The 17,919-nt window shown below is 59.6% G+C and carries 22 protein-coding genes; 9 read left to right on the top strand and 13 right to left on the bottom strand.

The features are described from left to right. The first annotated feature begins 78 nt into the window (after positions 1–78). Positions 79–531 carry a MarR family winged helix-turn-helix transcriptional regulator gene (locus CPH89_RS19755; RefSeq protein ID WP_053255152.1) on the top strand — a complete coding sequence of 151 codons (453 nt, stop codon included), beginning with the start codon at positions 79–81 and terminating at the stop codon, positions 529–531. A gap of 201 nt (positions 532–732) precedes the next feature. After that, the gene (locus CPH89_RS19750; RefSeq protein WP_034126737.1) at positions 733–1,152 is read left to right on the top strand and encodes an organic hydroperoxide resistance protein; all 420 of its coding nucleotides are present in this window, start codon (positions 733–735) and stop codon (positions 1,150–1,152) included. Between the two features lie 62 nt (positions 1,153–1,214). Here CPH89_RS19750 and CPH89_RS19745 read toward each other — a convergent pair whose 3' ends face one another. After that, the gene (locus CPH89_RS19745; protein WP_053255151.1) at positions 1,215–1,787 is read right to left on the bottom strand and encodes an elongation factor P; all 573 of its coding nucleotides are present in this window, start codon (positions 1,785–1,787) and stop codon (positions 1,215–1,217) included. A gap of 49 nt (positions 1,788–1,836) precedes the next feature. Then, positions 1,837–2,970 (bottom strand): elongation factor P maturation arginine rhamnosyltransferase EarP, encoded by a 1,134-nt coding sequence (earP, locus tag CPH89_RS19740; protein ID WP_053255150.1) that lies wholly within the window; start codon positions 2,968–2,970, stop codon positions 1,837–1,839. 132 nt (positions 2,971–3,102) lie between these two features. On the opposite strand from earP, the gene CPH89_RS19735 reads away from it, so the two are divergent. Together CPH89_RS19735 and CPH89_RS19730 are read left to right on the top strand one after the other, a co-directional pair. Further along, the gene (locus tag CPH89_RS19735; protein WP_053255149.1) at positions 3,103–3,471 is read left to right on the top strand and encodes a hypothetical protein; all 369 of its coding nucleotides are present in this window, start codon (positions 3,103–3,105) and stop codon (positions 3,469–3,471) included. Between the two features lie 12 nt (positions 3,472–3,483). Next, positions 3,484–3,966, top strand: a complete 483-nt coding sequence (locus tag CPH89_RS19730; RefSeq protein ID WP_053255148.1) for a GreA/GreB family elongation factor — start codon at positions 3,484–3,486, stop codon at positions 3,964–3,966. 5 nt (positions 3,967–3,971) lie between these two features. On the opposite strand, the gene cysB is transcribed toward CPH89_RS19730, so the two are convergent. From cysB to CPH89_RS19705, 5 genes are all read right to left on the bottom strand, one after another. Further along, positions 3,972–4,946 carry an HTH-type transcriptional regulator CysB gene (gene cysB, locus CPH89_RS19725; RefSeq protein ID WP_003189876.1) on the bottom strand — a complete coding sequence of 325 codons (975 nt, stop codon included), beginning with the start codon at positions 4,944–4,946 and terminating at the stop codon, positions 3,972–3,974. Positions 4,947–5,049: 103 nt separating this feature from the next. Further along, positions 5,050–5,550, bottom strand: a complete 501-nt coding sequence (locus tag CPH89_RS19720) for a universal stress protein (RefSeq protein ID WP_053255147.1) — start codon at positions 5,548–5,550, stop codon at positions 5,050–5,052. 70 nt (positions 5,551–5,620) lie between these two features. Beyond that, complete coding sequence (locus CPH89_RS19715) at positions 5,621–6,538, bottom strand: 5'-nucleotidase (RefSeq protein ID WP_053255146.1); 918 nt, start codon at positions 6,536–6,538, stop codon at positions 5,621–5,623. A gap of 14 nt (positions 6,539–6,552) precedes the next feature. After that, on the bottom strand, positions 6,553–7,518 hold the full coding sequence (locus CPH89_RS19710) for a putative 2-dehydropantoate 2-reductase (RefSeq protein WP_053255145.1): 966 nt from the start codon (positions 7,516–7,518) through the stop codon (positions 6,553–6,555). After that, positions 7,515–7,901 (bottom strand): YbbN family protein, encoded by a 387-nt coding sequence (locus CPH89_RS19705; protein WP_053255144.1) that lies wholly within the window; start codon positions 7,899–7,901, stop codon positions 7,515–7,517. The genes CPH89_RS19710 and CPH89_RS19705 overlap by 4 nt, the downstream gene beginning before the upstream one ends. Here CPH89_RS19705 and CPH89_RS19700 point away from each other — a divergent pair. Together CPH89_RS19700 and CPH89_RS19695 are read left to right on the top strand one after the other, a co-directional pair. Continuing rightward, complete coding sequence (locus CPH89_RS19700) at positions 7,900–8,334, top strand: PilZ domain-containing protein (protein ID WP_053255143.1); 435 nt, start codon at positions 7,900–7,902, stop codon at positions 8,332–8,334. The genes CPH89_RS19705 and CPH89_RS19700 overlap by 2 nt on opposite strands. Before the next feature lie 131 nt (positions 8,335–8,465). After that, positions 8,466–9,542 (top strand): 3-deoxy-7-phosphoheptulonate synthase, encoded by a 1,077-nt coding sequence (locus tag CPH89_RS19695; RefSeq protein ID WP_053255142.1) that lies wholly within the window; start codon positions 8,466–8,468, stop codon positions 9,540–9,542. A 64-nt stretch (positions 9,543–9,606) separates the two neighbouring features. On the opposite strand, the gene CPH89_RS19690 is transcribed toward CPH89_RS19695, so the two are convergent. After that, entirely contained in the window at positions 9,607–9,888 is a 282-nt protein-coding gene (locus tag CPH89_RS19690; protein WP_003189869.1) for a GNAT family N-acetyltransferase, read from the bottom strand. Positions 9,889–10,500: 612 nt separating this feature from the next. Between CPH89_RS19690 and oprI the strand changes: the two genes are divergently transcribed. Continuing rightward, positions 10,501–10,752, top strand: a complete 252-nt coding sequence (oprI, locus tag CPH89_RS19685) for an outer membrane lipoprotei OprI (protein WP_003172710.1) — start codon at positions 10,501–10,503, stop codon at positions 10,750–10,752. 135 nt (positions 10,753–10,887) lie between these two features. Here the strand turns inward: oprI and CPH89_RS19680 are convergent, their stop codons facing one another. From CPH89_RS19680 to CPH89_RS19670, 3 genes are all read right to left on the bottom strand, one after another. Further along, the gene (locus tag CPH89_RS19680; protein WP_053255141.1) at positions 10,888–11,859 is read right to left on the bottom strand and encodes a L,D-transpeptidase family protein; all 972 of its coding nucleotides are present in this window, start codon (positions 11,857–11,859) and stop codon (positions 10,888–10,890) included. Positions 11,860–11,943: 84 nt separating this feature from the next. Further along, entirely contained in the window at positions 11,944–12,234 is a 291-nt protein-coding gene (locus tag CPH89_RS19675) for a hypothetical protein (RefSeq protein WP_053255140.1), read from the bottom strand. A 58-nt stretch (positions 12,235–12,292) separates the two neighbouring features. Further along, entirely contained in the window at positions 12,293–12,898 is a 606-nt protein-coding gene (locus CPH89_RS19670; protein WP_053255139.1) for an arylesterase, read from the bottom strand. 10 nt (positions 12,899–12,908) lie between these two features. Between CPH89_RS19670 and CPH89_RS19665 the strand changes: the two genes are divergently transcribed. Together CPH89_RS19665 and CPH89_RS19660 are read left to right on the top strand one after the other, a co-directional pair. Further along, positions 12,909–13,592 (top strand): ABC transporter ATP-binding protein, encoded by a 684-nt coding sequence (locus CPH89_RS19665; protein ID WP_053255138.1) that lies wholly within the window; start codon positions 12,909–12,911, stop codon positions 13,590–13,592. Further along, on the top strand, positions 13,592–16,102 hold the full coding sequence (locus CPH89_RS19660; protein WP_053255137.1) for an ABC transporter permease: 2,511 nt from the start codon (positions 13,592–13,594) through the stop codon (positions 16,100–16,102). The genes CPH89_RS19665 and CPH89_RS19660 overlap by 1 nt, the downstream gene beginning before the upstream one ends. A 42-nt stretch (positions 16,103–16,144) precedes the next feature. On the opposite strand, the gene greB is transcribed toward CPH89_RS19660, so the two are convergent. Further along, the gene (gene greB / locus CPH89_RS19655) at positions 16,145–16,618 is read right to left on the bottom strand and encodes a transcription elongation factor GreB (RefSeq protein ID WP_053255136.1); all 474 of its coding nucleotides are present in this window, start codon (positions 16,616–16,618) and stop codon (positions 16,145–16,147) included. Between the two features lie 125 nt (positions 16,619–16,743). After that, the gene (locus tag CPH89_RS19650) at positions 16,744–17,742 is read right to left on the bottom strand and encodes a hypothetical protein (RefSeq protein ID WP_053255135.1); all 999 of its coding nucleotides are present in this window, start codon (positions 17,740–17,742) and stop codon (positions 16,744–16,746) included. Positions 17,743–17,919: the final 177 nt, after the last annotated feature.

Below are 17,919 nucleotides of genomic sequence, written 5' to 3'. Positions count from 1 at the left end.
ACTCGGCCAGAATTATCTGGCGCATTAAAGATTTGCCCGCTAGATTCCAGCCCAGACACGCTTTTTCGAGGCACCGCCATGAGCAAAAACCCCGCCCCTTGCCAAGCATTGATGCTGGACAACCAGCTGTGCTTCGCCCTGCACTCCACCTCGCTGCTGATGACCAAGGTCTACAAGCCGTTGCTGCAAGCCCTTGGCCTGACCTATCCGCAGTACCTGGCCATGATGGTGCTGTGGGAAGAAGATGGTTTGACCGTGGGCGAAATCAGCAGTCGCTTGCTGACCGATCCGGGCTCACTGACCCCCTTGCTCAAGCGCCTGGAAGCCGAAGGCCTGCTCAGCCGCACCCGCAGCCGTGAAGATGAGCGCGTGGTCGTAGTGGAGCTCACCGCCACCGGCCGTGCATTGCAAGACAAAGCCATGGGAATCCCGCACTGCATCCTCGGCGCCAGCGGCCTGGAGCTGGAGCAGTTGCGCAAGCTGCAAAGCGATTTGATTGCGTTGCGCAGAAATCTGCAGGCTAACGTCTGAGGCGATAGACCAAACGCCAACTCCCCCCTGTGGGAGTTGGCTTGCCTGCTCGCACATTTATTTGTGCCGTGTGCCAATGGGTCAACCCGTGCAAAATTTTTTGTAATTTATCTTGCGCGCTAAACATTAGCGCTATACATTTGCCTCACCAACTACTTAGCGCGCAAATATTTAGCGCTAACAAACCAAGAGGACGACACCATGCAAACTCTCTATACCGCAGTAGCCACCGCCACCGGCGGCCGTGATGGTCGTGCGGTTTCCAGCGACAACATCCTCGACGTCAAACTGTCCACCCCCAAAGAACTGGGCGGTGCCGGCGGCCAGGCCACCAACCCTGAACAACTGTTTGCTGCCGGCTACTCGGCCTGCTTTATCGGCGCCCTGAAGTTTGTCGCCAGCCAGACCAAGCGCAAAATCCCGGATGACGCTTCGATCACCGCCCACGTCGGCATTGGTCAAATCCCCGGTGGTTTCGGCCTGGACATCGACCTGCACGTGAGCCTGCCGGGCCTGGCCCAAGATGACGCGCAAAGCCTGGTCGATGCCGCCCACCAAGTCTGCCCGTACTCCAACGCCACCCGTGGCAACGTCGATGTGCGTTTGCACGTGACGGTCTGATAAATAGACGCCCATAAAAAAACCCGACGCCAGGTCGGGTTTTTTGTATCGCGGAGCCAGAATTACTTCTTGGCGCGACCTTTGTACGAACCACCTTCACGGGTGTCGATCTCGATCATGTCGTCGATTTCGATGAAATCAGCAACTTGCAGCTCGGTACCGTTAGCCAGTTTGGCAGGCTTCATCACCTTGCCCGAAGTGTCGCCGCGAGCGGAACCTTCGGTGTAGGCAACTTTACGCACGATGGTGGTCGGCAGCTCTACGGAAACCAGACGGTCTTCGAAGAAGATCGCTTCGCAGACGTCTTCCATACCTTCTTCGATGAACGGCAGAACGGCTTCGATATCTTCAGCGTTCAGCTCGTACATGGTGTAGTCGGTGGTGTCCATGAACGTGTAGGTGTCGCCGCTGATGAAGGACAGGGTCGCTTCTTTGCGGTCGAGGATCACGTCTTCCAGTTTGTCATCGGCGCTGTAGACGATCTCGGTCTTGTAGCCGGTCAGCAGGTTCTTCAGCTTGGTCTTCATGATTGCGCTGTTACGACCAGACTTGGTGAACTCAGCTTTCTGAACCAACCAAGGGTCGTTTTCGAGCTTGATGACGGTACCGGGTTTCAGCTCTTTACCAGTTTTCATTGCGTATATCCGAAATTTGGATGGGATTTACAAAAATCAAGGTGGCGTATCATATCCAACTTTCATAAAACTGTACCAGCGCCGTAGCAAGATCGGCCTGCAAGCCTTGTTCCAGACACCACGTTTGCGCGTGGTGGTGCACCTCCGGCCAGTGTTCCATGAGCATTTTCCACGCCTGTGTCATATCGCCATCAGCGTTCCAGGCTTGCCACAGGGTCACGACAGCGACCTTGGCGGCGGGCGATAAGGCGGCGGTGTAGAGCGTCAGGAAAGCATCGAGCTTGTCCAGATGGATGTCTTCGTCCTGGCGGTAGATGTGCCAGAGCAACGGCCGCCCGGCCCATTGGGCACGCACGAACGAGTCTTCGCCGCGCACGGCGTTGAAGTCGCAGCACCACAGCAGGCGGTCATATTGCTCCTGCCGTACGAACGGCAGTACCTGCACGGTCAGGGCAGCACGTTGATGGATATCCCCGACCGCCAGCCCTTCCACACCGAGCCAACGCTGTACGTCGCCGAGGATGCGCCCTTCCGGAACCAATAGATGAGTGGCACGCCCGTCCGTCGCCAATACGTCCAGCCAACTGGCGAGCCCGGCATTTTCATAGGCAAACAACGACATCAGCCGCGCACCCGATACCGGAACGATGCCCATCGACTGCAGGAATTGGTGTTGTGCTGCGCCGTCTTGCTGAAATGCCTGACGCTGCTCCAATAACCCGCCTTCGCGTAACAGCCCGCCCGTGCCCGGACGAAAGCCCGGGAAGAAGAAGTACTTCTGCACGCCCTTGAACTTCACCGACGGCAAGCGATGGCACCCCACCACCCAGTCTTCAGCGCTGAGGTAATCCAGGTTCATCCACAACGGCGTGCGCTCCCGCGTGGCCATGGCTTCCATATAATCGGCCGGCAGCTGGCAGGCGAAAGCGGCAATCACCACATCGGCAGAGGGCGTGTCGTGCCACTGCGCCGGCCAATGGCGAACCTCCACACCCTCTTGCCATTGCTGGTCCAGGTGCACATCAATCTCGGGGCACATGCGCTCGAAGGCGCGCAGGTCATCGACCCACAAACGCACTTCGCAGCGATGCTCCACCACCAATTGCCGGGCCAGGCGCCAGGTCACGCCGATGTCGCCGTAGTTGTCGACGACGCTGCAAAAAATATCCCAGCGGGCTTTCATTCCGGGCTCCAACGATCAAAGGCTCGATTGTCCGCATAAATGCGCGGATGCAGAAGGCTTGATCGCGATTATTCTGCACAGTGGCTGTGCGACAATCGCCGTCACGCCGTCAATGCCTGCCAGGAGGCCATCATGTCTGATCGTCCGTTATCGCTGTTCAAGCTCAGTATGGCTGTGGCTTTTGGCCTGTGGCTTGGCTTTATCGCCATTGGGCTGACCGCCTGGCTGGCATCGCGCTACGTGTTTGTGCAAACCCTGGCGCCGGTTGCTCAGGCGGTTCAGCAATTGGGCAAGCCTGCGGTGGTTGCGCCGGAGCCACCGAACCGCATGTTTGAGCAGTACCAGGAGAACCTGCGCAAGCAGGAACAACAGCAAAGCCTGGACCAGGCGCGCAACAACGCGCGCAACCTGTCCAACCCCAAATGCCAGTTCTGGCTACAGCAGGACCAGAACGCCCCCACTGAAAAGAGCAAGGCGAACGTCCTGCAATTTTGCGAATGATCAAGCACAGCCATGAATAAACACGCCGTCCACCAGTTGGTCCTGGAAAAGCTCTCCGTCGACCTCGACATCGCCCAACGCGCCGCGCAGACCGCCTACGAAACCGCGACCCACGAAGAAAACATTGCGGAAAACAAGTACGACACCCTGGGGCTGGAAGCTTCCTACCTGGCGGCTGGCCAGGCCAAGCGCGTCGAGGAAATCAAGCAGGCGCTGACGCTGTGCCACACCCTGCAACTGCGTGCTTACGATGATCAGCGCGGCATAGAAGTCGGTGCACTACTGGGCCTGGAAGACGAAAACGGTCGCCAACAGTGGCTGTTCCTGGCGCCGGATGCAGCCGGCTTGAAAGTCGATGTGGTGGGGCAACCGGTAACCGTCATCACCCCGCGTTCACCTCTGGGCAAAAGCCTGCTGGGCAAGTTCGAAGGGGATGAGGTGGAGATTCTGGTGGCAGGCGCTCGGCAACACTTTACGGTTACCGAGGCCAAATAAACCACTCAGTGGACGGGCAATTCCACGCCGTCGAAGAGCTCTTCCAGTTCCTGCTTGTTGTGGCACTGGATCGCCTTGGCCATGACTTCGCGGGTCAAATGTGGGGCGAATTTCTCGATGAAATCGCACATGAAACCGCGCAGGAATGTGCCACGGCGGAAGCCGATCTTGGTCACACTGGATTCAAACAACTCGCTGGCGTCGAGTACTACCAAGTCTTTGTCGAGGTTGGTGTCAACCGCCATCTTGGCGACGATGCCGACGCCCAGACCGAGGCGCACGTAAGTCTTGATCACGTCGGCGTCGGCGGCGGTGAACACTACTTTCGGCGTGAGGCCGCGGTGGCTGAAGGCTTCGTCGAGCTTGGAACGGCCGGTAAAGCCAAACACGTAAGTCACGATCGGGTATTCAGCCAGGGCTTCCAGGGTCAGCTTCGGCAGCTTCGCCAGCGGGTGCCCCTGGGGCACGACCACGCAACGGTTCCAGCGGTAGCACGGCATCATCACCAGGTCACCAAACAGCTCCAGGGCTTCGGTGGCAATGGCGAAGTCAACGGTGCCATCAGCGGCCATCTCGGCGATCTGCATCGGCGAACCCTGGTGCATGTGCAGGGCCACGTCGGGGTACTGCTTGATGAAATCGCGGATCACCGGCGGCAACGCATAACGCGCCTGGGTGTGAGTGGTGGCGATCGACAGGGTGCCTTTCTTCTCGTTGGAGAATTCCTGGGCAATCTGCTTGATGCTTTCGACTTTACGCAGGATCTCGCCGGCGGTGGTGATGATGCGCTCGCCAGCCGGGGTGACGCGGGTCAGGTGCTTGCCGCTGCGCGCGAACACTTCGACGCCCAGCTCGTCTTCGAGCAGGCGGATCTGCTTGCTGATACCGGGTTGCGAGGTGTAGAGGCTTTGAGCGGTAGCGGAAACGTTGAGGTCGTGGTGCGCCACTTCCCAGATGTAGCGCAGTTGTTGAAGCTTCATAGATGTCCCTCAAAGCAAATAGACGCCACGGGTATCAGCGACGGTATATAACTATATTAAAGGTCAGACGGATAAATCTAGAACTTTTTATCGTTTTCACCGATCAACTGTCATCACTGCGCCGACGCTGCAACGACGGCACCATGTAAACCGGCACTGTCGCCAGTTGCAGCACCCTCGCCGCTGTGCGCCCCAGCGGTGTGGCGGCGGCGGTTGCATGGCTGTGACTACCTACGATCAACAGGTCGACGGAAAGTTTACGCAGCTGGTCGAGAATCACTTCGCACGGGTCGCCCTGAATCACCCGCACCGACTGAATCAACTTCAAGTCTTGCTCGCCGTCCCCCAACTCCTCGCGAAAACTGTCCAGTACCCGCTGCTCGATCGACGCCATGACCGTGTTAAGCCCCTGGCTCTGCCATTCACTCAAGGCCTGCTCATCAAGGTAGCTCTGCAACACCGATTCGGCGAACAGCCCAATCGGCTCGACCACATGGATCACATACAAATCCGCCTTGAACGTTCGGGCCAGCGCCAGCGCGTGTTGCATCACATAGGGCGCATACAGACCGAGGTCCGTGGCATACAGCATCGAACGAATCATAGAACCTCCTGGACTGCCAGGATGGCGGCGATTGAATGAGCTTAGCAGCGCCTTGACGACTTCGGCTGACTTAGCGCTCGGTGTGGATTTTCAACTCATTACTGATGCCATGGGGCACATGCCCGGTGGCCACCACTTCCCGGGCTTTCTCACAATGACCGGCCTGGTCATCGAAAAACACGTCGGCGGCGAACGCCTCCAGAAAGGCGGATTTCTCCAGGCCGCCGAGGAACAGCGACTCGTCCAAACGGATATCCCATTCACGCAAGGTGCGAATCACGCGCTCATGGGAGGGCGCCGAACGCGCCGTCACCAGCGCCGTGCGGATCGGGCATGCATCATCCGCGAACTCACGCTGCAACAGGTTGAGCGCCGCCAGGAAACCCTTGAACGGGCCGCCGTGCAGAGGCTGGCGCGCCGACTCGCGCTCGCTGGCCTGGAACGCTGCCAGCCCGCCGGCCTGGTACACCCGCTCCGACTCATCGGAAAACAGCACCGCATCGCCGTCGAACGCAATCCGCAGTTCTTCACTCGATGCCCGACGCGCACCGCCCGACAGAATCGTCGCTGCCGCAAAGCCGGCGTCGAGTGCGCTGCGCACGTCTTCAGCATGGGTCGAAAGAAACAGATGGCAACCGAATGCAGCCAAATAAGGATAGGGACTACGCCCGCCGACGAAAGCAGCGCGGGAAATATCCAGACCGTAATGCTGGATCGAATTGAACACTCGCAAGCCGGTATCGGCACTGTTGCGCGACACCAGGACGACCTCGACACGCGCACGTCCCAGGCTGGCGTTAAGACTGAGCAACTTCTTGACCAGTGGGAACGCGTCGCCGGGCTCCAGGGTTTCTTCCTCGTGTTCGATCTGGTATTTGCGGTAAGCCTCCACACCTTCGGCCAAGTAGACCTTGTGGCTGTCGCTCAGGTCGAACAGCGCCCGCGACGAAATCGCCAGCACCAACTTGTCGCCCAATCCCTTTGCCATGGTGTGCCCCCGAATCAGCGGTTGTGCCGATCAATAAAACTCAACGCCTGGTAAAGCGCTTCCATGCGTGGCAATTCGCAACCTGCCGCTTTGGCGGCGGCCAGTGGCCGTGCGTAGATGGCCGCCAACTCCAGCGGGCGTTTGTGCACATGGTCGTGGTACATGCTCGGCAAGTAGTCAACCATGGTTTCGGTCATGGCGAACATCTGCTCGGCATAACTGGCCGGGATGTGATGACCGCAGGCATGGGCGCCCTGGACCACTTCAGCCATCAATGCCTGGATGAGTTCGCGGCTCGATTCATCCGCCATCATCGCGGTAGTGCCGGTGCCCAGTAACACGGAGAGGCCGTTGTAAGGCACATTCCACACCAGCTTGTGCCAGCGGGCCAAGTGTACGCTGGCCATGGCCTGGGACTCGATACCGGCCTTGTGAAACAGCGCGGCGCCCTCCTCGACAATCGCCTTCTGGCGCGCCTCATCATTGGCCGCCGTGCCACTGTGATAGCCCAGGTTGACCCTGCCCAGGGCCTGATGCTCGACGACACCGGGCGCGGCACGATGCACGCCGATATAGCACAGGCCGCCCAGCAGGTGCAGGGACGGCGGCAGGTGTTCACGCAGGCTGTCTTCAACGTCGAGACCGTTTTGCAACAGCACCACCCTGGCGTCCGGCGCTGCGACCTGGGCAATGGTCGGGGCCAGGTCCACGTTGCCGGTGGACTTGGTCCCGATCAACAGCCAATCGCACGCCGGCATATCGGCGGCGCGGGCATAAGCCTGCACCGGGTGCAGGTGCAACTGGCCGTGCAGCGTGCTGTTGAGGTGCAGGCCATGCTCACTGACCGCTGCATATTCGCTGCGCAACAGAAAGTGCACATCGAACCCGGCACGCGCCAGCATCAACCCATAGAACCCACCGATAGCACCGGTGCCAATAATGCCAATACGTGGAGACGACTCGGGTGCAACTGCGCTCATGGCAAATCCTCTGGTGTGCGGGTGAGTGCGTGATTCACCGCGTCGGTAAGGTCTTTATTCGTAAGGCGTGACTGTAATTGCCCAAGAAATTGACCCTCGCACACGAGGAACAACGCGGGCAAATGAAAGATCTGGTAGCGCTCGACCGCTCCGCCATTGTGCCCGGCATCGACCCAGCACACGCGGTCCACCGGCAATGTCCAACTCGGCAACTGCTGGCGTGCCCAGCGGCAGCTGGAGCACCCTACGCTGGTAAACACCACAAGCGAAATACCTGGCAATCCCAGCAATTGCTGGTCAATATCCAGGTCGGTCAATTCCTGTTCCTTCACTATACTGCTGCCACTGCCGTCAACTGGACGGCGCTCGGAGTCCGTGTACATGGGTCGTTTTTTACCTCACCCTGATGATGTCGCTGTCGAGTTGATCCAACGTCCCTCCCCTGCCATTCCCCGGCAACGCCTGCACACTATCGGCCTGGGCGGCGTCGCCTGCAATTGCCCGCGTGCCTTGCGCCAGGGCACAGCCGTTGATTTGTGCATCCCGTCCCTGGGTGCCAGCGCCCGTTATCCGGGCTATGTCGCCTGGTGCCGCAAAGTCGAAAAGGGCTATCGCGTCGGCATCTCTTTTACCGATGAGCACGCGTTGTTCGGAGCACGAATGGGCGAGCAAGTGTGCCAGATGGAACGCTACTGCCGCCTGCACGAAGAGGCCGAGCCAACGCCTGCGCAGCTCGAAGCCATGGCCCGCGAGTGGGTCGCGCGCCATGCCGTTGAGTTCTCCCACGCGGCTTTTGTGGCGCCAGTGCTGGATTAAAGCCGGCTTTGCCCATTGTGGCGGGCCGGTATTACGCGCTAAGGTTCCTCCCCCCTGCATTCAAATCATGCTGTGCTCCGCCGCACGGGGATGGCTGGCGGCCGGCACCCGTGACCCTGACGAGTAACACGATGGCTGATTTACCGATCAATGACCTAAACGTCGAATCCAACGAGACCCTGATCACGCCCGATCAGCTCAAGCGCGAAATCCCTCTGAGCGACGCTGCCCTGCAGACCGTCACCAAGGGCCGCGAAGTCATCCGTGACATTCTCGACGGCACCGACCACCGCCTCTTCGTCGTCATCGGGCCGTGCTCGATCCACGACCTCAAGGCTGCCCACGAATACGCCGAGCGGCTCAAGGTACTGGCGGCGGAAGTGTCCGACACCCTGTACCTGGTGATGCGCGTCTATTTCGAAAAACCGCGGACCACCGTCGGCTGGAAAGGCTTGATCAACGACCCGTACCTGGACGACTCGTTCAAGATTCAGGACGGTTTGCACATTGGTCGTCAGTTGCTGCTGGACCTGGCCGAAATGGGCCTGCCCACCGCCACCGAAGCCCTCGACCCGATCTCCCCGCAATACCTGCAGGACCTGATCAGTTGGTCGGCCATCGGCGCGCGCACCACCGAATCCCAGACCCACCGTGAAATGGCGTCCGGCCTGTCTTCGGCCGTGGGCTTCAAGAACGGCACCGATGGCGGCCTGACGGTCGCGATCAACGCGCTGCAATCGGTGTCCAGCCCGCACCGTTTCCTGGGGATCAACCAGGAAGGTGGCGTGTCGATCGTCACCACCAAAGGCAACGCCTACGGCCACGTGGTATTGCGCGGTGGCAACGGCAAGCCCAACTACGATTCGGTCAGCGTTGCACTGTGCGAACAGGCTCTGAACAAAGCCAAGATCAAGCCGAACATCATGGTCGACTGCAGCCACGCCAACTCCAACAAGGACCCGGCCCTGCAACCGCTGGTGATGGAAAACGTCGCCAACCAGATTCTTGAAGGCAACCAGTCGATTATCGGCTTGATGGTCGAGAGCCACTTGAACTGGGGCTGCCAGGCAATTCCAAAAGACCTGGCGGATTTGCAGTACGGCGTGTCGATCACCGATGCCTGCATCGATTGGGCGGCCACCGAAACGACCCTGCGCAGCATGCACGCCAAGCTCAAGGACGTGTTGCCTAAACGCAAACGCACCTGAGCCGCACAATTGCGCACACAAAAACGCCGGGCTAAGCCCGGCGTTTTTGTGTGTGCCTGATCAGTTACAGCTTCGCGGCATGGCGCTGGTGGCGCTCCATGTAGCGTTCTACGTAAGAGCACGAAGGGATCACGGTGTACCCGGCTTCTTCTGCGAACTTCAACGCTTCCTCGGTCAGCGCAGCAGCAATGCCACGGCCCCGCAGTGCGTTGGGCACGAAGGTACGATAGATATCCAGGGTCTGCTTCCCGAGGTCCATGTAGGTCAGATAGGCACGATGACCGTCCACATTGGTCTCGAACTGATGACCAGCCTGGTCATGGTGGATGGACAACGCCTCGCTCATCACTACTCCTCGCGGGTCTTGAATGTCGACCCCTACCTTACCGATGTTTTTCCGGCGAAGGAACATCTACGCCACCCCGTGCCGGTTTCGACAACGAGAAAACCTATAGCGCTCACAACCAGCACGTAGAGAATAGTAGGCACCAATCCTGCAATAGCTCAAGGCGCACGCGTCATCCCCTGCCGCTGGTGGTTACAGAAAGAGCCTCGATCAATCAGCGATCGATAGCCTGAACATTGCCGGCAGTTGAAGCTTGAGACGAACTGCCGCTCTTAAAGTCACCTCTACATGCGCAAAAGATACCGGGTGAGGCAAAGGCGCCCAGAAAAAAAGTGTCAACATCGATATATAAATCTTCATCTGTCGGGCAGGCCCGACACATGCGGGCCGGACCTTTCAGCTTGGATCCAGTTCCCACTGATATGAAATTTTCTGGATAGTTTTTATACAAACCCCCAAAAGATTAGCCAAAATAGATTCGGCGCAAGAATTTTTTTTGCTTCTTGCGCTACGTCAGTTTACTTACTACAAGTAATGAGTAGTATGTACGCCGGCTATCAGCTCACTCTGAGAAAGTAGCCATTTAATAGAAAGTCCTTGAAGGGGAACACGATGAACAACGTTCTGAAATTCTCTGCTCTGGCTCTGGCCGCAGTTCTGGCTACCGGTTGCAGCAGCGTCTCCAAAGAAACCGAAGCTCGTCTGACTGCAACTGAAGACGCAGCAGCTCGCTCCCAGGCTCGTGCAGACGAAGCCTACCGTAAAGCTGATGAAGCTCTGGCTGCTGCTCAAAAAGCACAACAGACTGCTGACGAAGCTAACGAGCGCGCTCTGCGCATGCTTGAAAAAGCAAGCCGCAAGTAATAATCCTTCGGGGTTGTTATCAAGCCGATCCATTCTTGGATCGGCTTTTTTATTGCCCGGGATTCAGCCCTGAATCGCGCGCAATAAAAAGCCCGCCGCAGCGCAAGGCCAGGGCGGGCGTTTGATCGAGCGCGCTTATTGCTGCAGGTCGACCGGGGTACTCGACACCACGGGTGCGTTGCCGCCCGGTACGCCAATTTCGGTTGGCAAACCGTCTTCCGCCGCCACCACGTCACGCACCTGATCCCAATTGACCCGCAGGTTATTGGCCAGGTCTTCGCGTTTGAGCAAGGCGTTGATCACCGCGGTGTGCTTGTCGACGACCGACGGTGTGCCGTCATCATTCAACGGCGTATGCGCTTCCAGGTAGACCTTGCCGCCGCTGGTGCCGAACTTGTAGGCATCGCTGATGATGCGCACCGACGTGCCCACCGGCACCATGCTCGCCATCTCCAGCACGTTGTTGTTGAACATGCGGAAGCAGCCGTGGCTTGTACGCGTGCCGATACCAAATTTCATGTTGGAGCCGTGGATCAAATAGCCCGGCGTGCCCAATGTGAACTTGAACGGCCCCAGCGGGTTATCCGGACCGGCCGGCACCACGTTAGGCAGCGGATCACCGTTGGCGGCATGCTCGGCCTTGATCGAGGCGGGTGGCGTCCAGGTCGGGTTGGGGATCTTGCCCGTGATGGTGGTGTGGGCGACGGGTGAACCCCAGCCCTCGCGGCCAATCCCCAGCGGGAACGTGTAAACCACATTCTGGCCCTTGGGGTAGTAATAGAGCCGGTATTCAGCAAGGTTGATCACAATGCCTTCACGGGGCCCGGGCGGCAGGATGAAACGCGTGGGCAGCACAATTTCGGTGCCCGCGCCAGGCAACCAGGCATCGACACCCGGGTTGGCCGCGACCATTTCCGAGTAGCCCAGGTCATAGGTGGTACCCAGGTCGGCAAAGGTGTCTTCGTACTTGGCCTTGATCACCTGGACCTGACCAACGATGTCTTCACCCGGCGGTGGCAAGGGCAACTGCAAAGCTGACGCCGAACCGGCCGCACACAGAGCAGCGAGAGACAGGCAGCAGGTAACGACGGAAAGGCGCGACAACATCCGGAAAATCCTTCGCAGAACGACGGGTAGGAAAAAATTGATTGTATACGTGAAGCGCGCTGCAAGCATCTGTCCGCGCCGTTGCTATTCGAAGCGCAGTTCCGGCCAGATCAGCGGCGTGCCGCGCTTTTGCGATTCGAGAATCGCCCGGCACAACGGGCACAACCGCTGGTCCTGAAAGATCGAACGATCCACCGCCGACCAGCGTGGTTGCGCCGGCAATAAAGTGCCGCAGAGCGTGCGGTCGATCGAGCCGCCCAACTCCAGTTGACGCGCCACCAGATGCACCCGGACTTCCTGGCAGGCGAACAGATCCAGCTGCTCGTCAGGCTCGATCAGTTGGTAGTTGAACAGGGACCAGGCAGGGCGCGACATCGGGGGCTCCAGATCGGGGGGGCGCCACCTTAGCCGAAAGCCTGCCGCTAGAAAAGCGTCATAGCAGCGGTTTTAGCGTCGGCCAGACATTTTCCAGTAACTTGCCCTGGGCGCCGACTGCCGGGTGGAGCTGATCGGCCTGCATCAGTTCCGGGTGGCCACCAACGCCTTCGAGGAAAAACGGCACCAACGGGACACTTTTCTCCTTGGCCAAGGCCCCGTACACCTCGGCAAAGGCCGTGGTGTATTTCGGCCCGTAATTAGGTGGCAACTGCATGCCCAACAGCAGCACCTTGGCACCACCGGCCTTGGACTGGTCAATCATCGACGCAAGATTTTGTTTCAATTGCGCTGGCGGCTGGCCGCGCAGACCGTCATTGCCGCCCAACTCAAGGATCACGACGTCTGGCTTATGCTCTGCAAGCGCCGCCGGCAGCCGCGCCAGGCCTCCGGCACTGGTGTCGCCACTGATGGAGGCGTTGACCACTTTATCGTCGAAACCTTCGCGCTTGAGCCGTTGTCCCAACAACGCTACCCAGCCTTTGCTGGTATCCAGTCCGAAACCGGCACTGATACTATCCCCAACGATCAGGACTGTACCCGCCGCTGCGTTCTGGGCCATGCACATCAAGGCCAGGCCAGCACTCAAAAACCACATTCGCATCGGATTCTCCATGGGCGCAAGCATTCTCACCGCGCGAAACCTTAGCAAAGTGGTTCCCAGCGCGGAAGGTGAACTGACTATCCTGCACGAACTGAGCCTGGAACTGAACAAGGGCGATAGCCTGGCGATCGTCGGCAGTTCCGGTTCCGGCAAATCCACCCTCCTCGGCCTGCTGGCTGGCCTCGACCTGCCCAGCAGCGGTGAAGTCACCCTCGCCGGCCAAGCCTTGAGCACCCTCGACGAAGACCAGCGCGCGCGCATTCGTGCCGAGCACGTGGGTTTTGTTTTTCAATCGTTTCAATTGCTCGACAGCCTCAACGCCCTGGAAAACGTCATGCTGCCGCTGGAACTCGACGGTCGCAAAGACGCCCGCGAACGCGCCAGGTACCTGCTGGAGCGCGTCGGCCTGGGCCAACGGCTGACCCACTCGCCCCGCCAGCTTTCCGGTGGCGAGCAGCAGCGTGTCGCCATCGCCCGGGCCTTTGCCGCCGAGCCGGATGTGCTGTTTGCCGATGAGCCTACCGGCAACCTCGACAGCCACACCGGCGAGCGCATCAGCGACCTGCTGTTCGAGCTCAATAAAGAGAGCGGCACGACCCTGGTGCTGGTCACCCACGACGAGCGCCTGGCCCACCGTTGCCGACGCCTGATCCGCCTTGAAGCCGGCCTGATGGTCGCGCCCCTGGAGCCTTGATGGCACGTATGCCGCTGTTGCGCCTGTTCAGCCTTGCCATGCGCCAATTACTGCGCGACGCCCGCGCCGGTGAATTGCGCGTGTTGTTTTTCGCCCTGCTGGTGGCGGTGACAGCCAGCACTGCCATCGGCTACTTCGGTGCACGTCTGAACGGCGCCATGCTGTTGCGTGCCACCGAGTTCCTCGGTGCCGACCTGGTGCTCGAAGGCAGCTCGCCGGCGCGTCCCGAACAAATCAGATCCGGGACCGAGCTGGGCCTCGATCACGCGCGCATCGTGGAATTCTCCAGCGTTATCGCCACGGATAACGGCATCCAGCTCTCCAGTATCAAGGCGGTCAACGAGCAGTACCCGTTGCGTGGCGAACTGAAAAGCGCGGCAGAGCCATTCGGTGCCGAAACCCCGGGCGGCGGCCCGAAACCCGGCGAAGCCTGGGTGGAAGCTCGCCTGTTGACGGCGCTGAACCTGAAGGTCGGCGACAGCATCGACGTCGGTATGAAAAGCCTGCGACTGGCTCGCATCCTGACCTATGAACCCGACCGCGCCGGCAACTTCTACAGCCTCACGCCTCGGGTGATGATCAACCTTTCGGACCTGGACGCAACCGGTGTAGTGCAGCCCGGCAGCCGCGTCAGCTATCGCGAACTGTGGCGTGCGCCCCAAGGCAGCACAGCGCTGCAAACCTATCGCGCCCTGGTCAAGCCAGGCCTTGCCGCCAACCAGCGCCTGCAGGATTCGCGAGACGGCAACCAGCAGATCGGCGGCGCCCTGGGCAAGGCCGAACGTTACTTGAACATGGCCAGCCTGGTGGCGGTGTTGCTTGCCGGCGTAGCCGTGGCGCTGTCGGCCAACCGGTTTGCCAGCCGACGTTTCGACGCCAGTGCCCTGCTGCGCTGCCTCGGGTTGTCACGCCGTGAAGCGATGGTATTGTTCAGCCTGCAACTGGGCGTGCTGGGCCTGTTGGCGAGCCTGACCGGTGCCGTGCTCGGATGGCTGGCGCAATTTGGTCTGTTCTATTTCCTGCACGACCTGTTGCCGGCCGACGTGCCGCCCGGCGGGTTGCTGCCGGCAGTTGCAGGTATCGGCACCGGGCTGGTTGCCCTCGCCGGCTTCGCCCTGCCGCCGTTGGCGGCGCTGGGCCGCGTGCCACCGCTGCGGGTATTGCGCCGTGACATGCTGCCGATCCCTTCCAGTACCTGGATGGTGTACGGCGCCGCACTGTTCGCCCTTGGCCTGATCATGTGGCGCCTGAGCCTCGATCTGGTGCTGACCTTCGCATTACTGGGCGGCGGCGTAATGGCAGCGCTGATCCTCGGCGGCCTGCTCTTGTTGTTGCTGCAAAGCTTGCGACGGCTATTGGCGCGCGCCTCCCTGCCCTGGCGCCTGGGCCTGGGCCAATTGCTGCGTCACCCACTGGCGGCAGCCGGTCAGTCCCTGGCGTTTGGCCTGATCCTGTTGTCCATGGGCCTGATCGCCCTGCTGCGCGGCGAACTGCTCGACACGTGGCAAAACCAGTTGCCCAAGGACGCCCCCAACTATTTCGCCCTGAATATCCTGCCGGCCGACAAGGACGCCTTTGGCGCCCGCCTGCTGGACCTGCAGGCGCAAGCAGCGCCGCTGTATCCGGTGGTGCCGGGCCGGTTGATCAGCATCAATGGCGAAGCGGTGCAGCAAATCGTCAGCAAAGACTCCAGCGGGGACCGTGCCGTACAGCGTGACTTGAGCCTGACCTGGGCGGCCGACCTGCCGCCGGGCAACGTGCTGACCACAGGTTCCTGGTGGTCGCAGCAACCGGGCGATGGCATCCCTGGCGTGTCGGTAGAAGCCAAGGTCGCCGAAAGCCTGAAGCTCAAGCTGGACGATCACTTGGTGTTCACCATCGGTGGGGAGAATCGCGAAGCGCGGGTCACCAGCCTGCGGACCATTAACTGGGATAACTTCCAGCCCAACTTCTTCATGATCTTCCAACCGGGCACGCTGAAAGACCTGCCCGCCACCTACCTGACCAGCTTCTACCTGGCGCCTGGGCATGACCAGCAGATCGTCGACCTGTCCCGAGCATTCCCGGCAGTCACGATATTGCAGGTCGAAGCCTTGCTGGAGCAGTTGCGCAGCATTCTTGCCCAAGTGACCCTGGCGGTAGAGTACGTATTGCTGTTTGTGTTGGCGGCGGGCATGGCCGTGTTGTTTTCGGGCCTGCAGGCCACGCTGGATGAGCGCATTCGCCAAGGTGCGCTGTTGCGTGCACTGGGTGCCGAGCGCACGTTGCTGGTCAAGGCTCGGCGGATCGAGTTCGGCTTGCTCGGCGCGGTCAGCGGCCTGCTGGCGGCACTCGGCACGGAACTCGTCACCTGGGTGCTGTACCGCTACGCTTTCGACCTGGCCTGGCATCCACATGCGTGGTTGCTCGTGCTGCCCGTGATCGGTGCCGTGCTGATCGGCGGTGCCGGCGTATTTGGTACGCGCCGCGCACTGAATGCCAGCCCGCTGACCGTGCTGCGCGAAGGCTGAAACGGCTGATGGCCAGCGCACGTAACGCGTGCTGGCCATCGTCTACTTCACATACTCGATAGCGGTGATCCACCAGCACACCTCACCATTGGGTGTCTGCACGATAGCCTCATCGTCGACCGCCTTACGCAACAGCGCCCGAGCCATCGGTGAGTCGATGGAGATGTAATCCATGCGCTCATAAATTTCGTCATAGCCGACGATTCGAAAACGCTTGGTCTCGCCCTGCTCATTTTCGATGTCCACCCAAGCGCCGAAGAACACCTTGCCTTCCTGCTCAGGCATGTACTCCACCACCCGCATGTCTTCCAGACGCTTGCGCAAGTAGCGCACGCGCCGATCAATCTCACGCAGCAGTTTCTTGTTGTATTGGTAATCCGCGTTCTCGCTGCGATCTCCGAGGGAAGCCGCCCAGGTCACCTTGCGGGTGGTATCCGGGCGCTTTTCTCGCCACAGGTAATCGAGCTCTTTTTTCAGCGCTTCATGACCTTCTTTGGTAATCAGCTTGGTACTCAAACGCTTGCATCCCCAGACAATGTCCAATGGTGCCTATACGCCACAGCATCATGCCTTGGCGTCGGCCGGCTGGGGTTGATAATAAATGAACCCTGAAAAGTAGCCAGACCAGAGAACCCGTCAATTCAACCCTGGCCGTCCAACGCGTGGTCCAGCTCAAGCAGCACACCCTGCAGACGCTCACGTATTCCCGACACGTGCGCCAGCGCGAGCGTCAACTGCTCAGCCTTAAGGTCAACCGCCAATGTCTGGTTCTGCAACTGCGTGGTGTGCTGCTCCAACGCAACGCCCTTTTCATCCAGCGCGACCTGCTCTTGCTCCAGTCGAGCCTGCCACTGCTCAAGTATTTCCTCACGTTCGATAACAGCAAGCTTCTGCTGTGCCAGTTCCTGGGCGACCTTGGCGAGACTGGTCAGCGTAGTGTCCACCTCAACCATAGATGCATGTTCCATCTTGGCAGGAAGTTTGTGCGGTACAGGTTCCAGGGGCTCACGCTGAGCCGGCGGTGCACTCGGCTCGGCCGGTGCCTGCGTTATTGGAACGGGAGAGTCCTGGAGTTGCGGCACGACAGGCTCGCTGACAGGCTGTTCGGTGGCCTTGGGTGGGTTCGTGGCTCGGGGCGGCGACACCATCTGCGACGAGAAGCGAATGGACGGCACGATCAATGAAGCACTTTCAATCGCCGGCAACACGGGCGCAGACATGCCCAGGGTAATGACCTTCATGACCAAGGCCTTCTTGATGATCATTGAATGATGATCCTCAGGCCTGGCAGGCGGCAACTTGCAACCTTTCAAATCAATAAAATGAAACGGGGTCGAAGACTCGACCGCCGCACCCGTCTTAGTGCCGGAGGCTGCCGCCATCATCAGGATTTGCTTGAAGACTTGCATGGCAACTTGCAGGTCTTCCTTGGACTCCACACCGCCCAGGAAATACCGATCAAGTTTCTTGCGTAACGCCGCAATATAGACTCTCGAGTTACCTGGTTCGACCTCTTCATCCAGGCTATAGACAAGAAAGTTGGCGTCGGTCTGCGCGACGGCAAACCCGCAGAGCAGTGCGCCGTTGACCGGTGCATCCTGGCCGCTGCGTTCAAGAACAAGGGTACGTAGAAGCATCATGCTATTCAGGCCTCATTGCGAAAGAATAAACCTTATATAAACACCAGATAAACATCCGGCCATTAATAAGCTCGAAACAGCGCAATTGTTTCAGCAAGTTATCCAATCTGACGTAGGACTTATCTGATAAACATGTCCCCACGTTCCCAAGTCCAATGTTTAAACGTAACCTTCTTG

The sequence above is a fragment of the Pseudomonas fluorescens genome (assembly GCF_900215245.1).
Classification (GTDB): Bacteria; Pseudomonadota; Gammaproteobacteria; order Pseudomonadales; family Pseudomonadaceae; genus Aquipseudomonas; species Aquipseudomonas fluorescens.
Note: the sequence above shows the minus strand (reverse complement) of the source record. Positions and strands in the feature narration are given on the sequence as shown.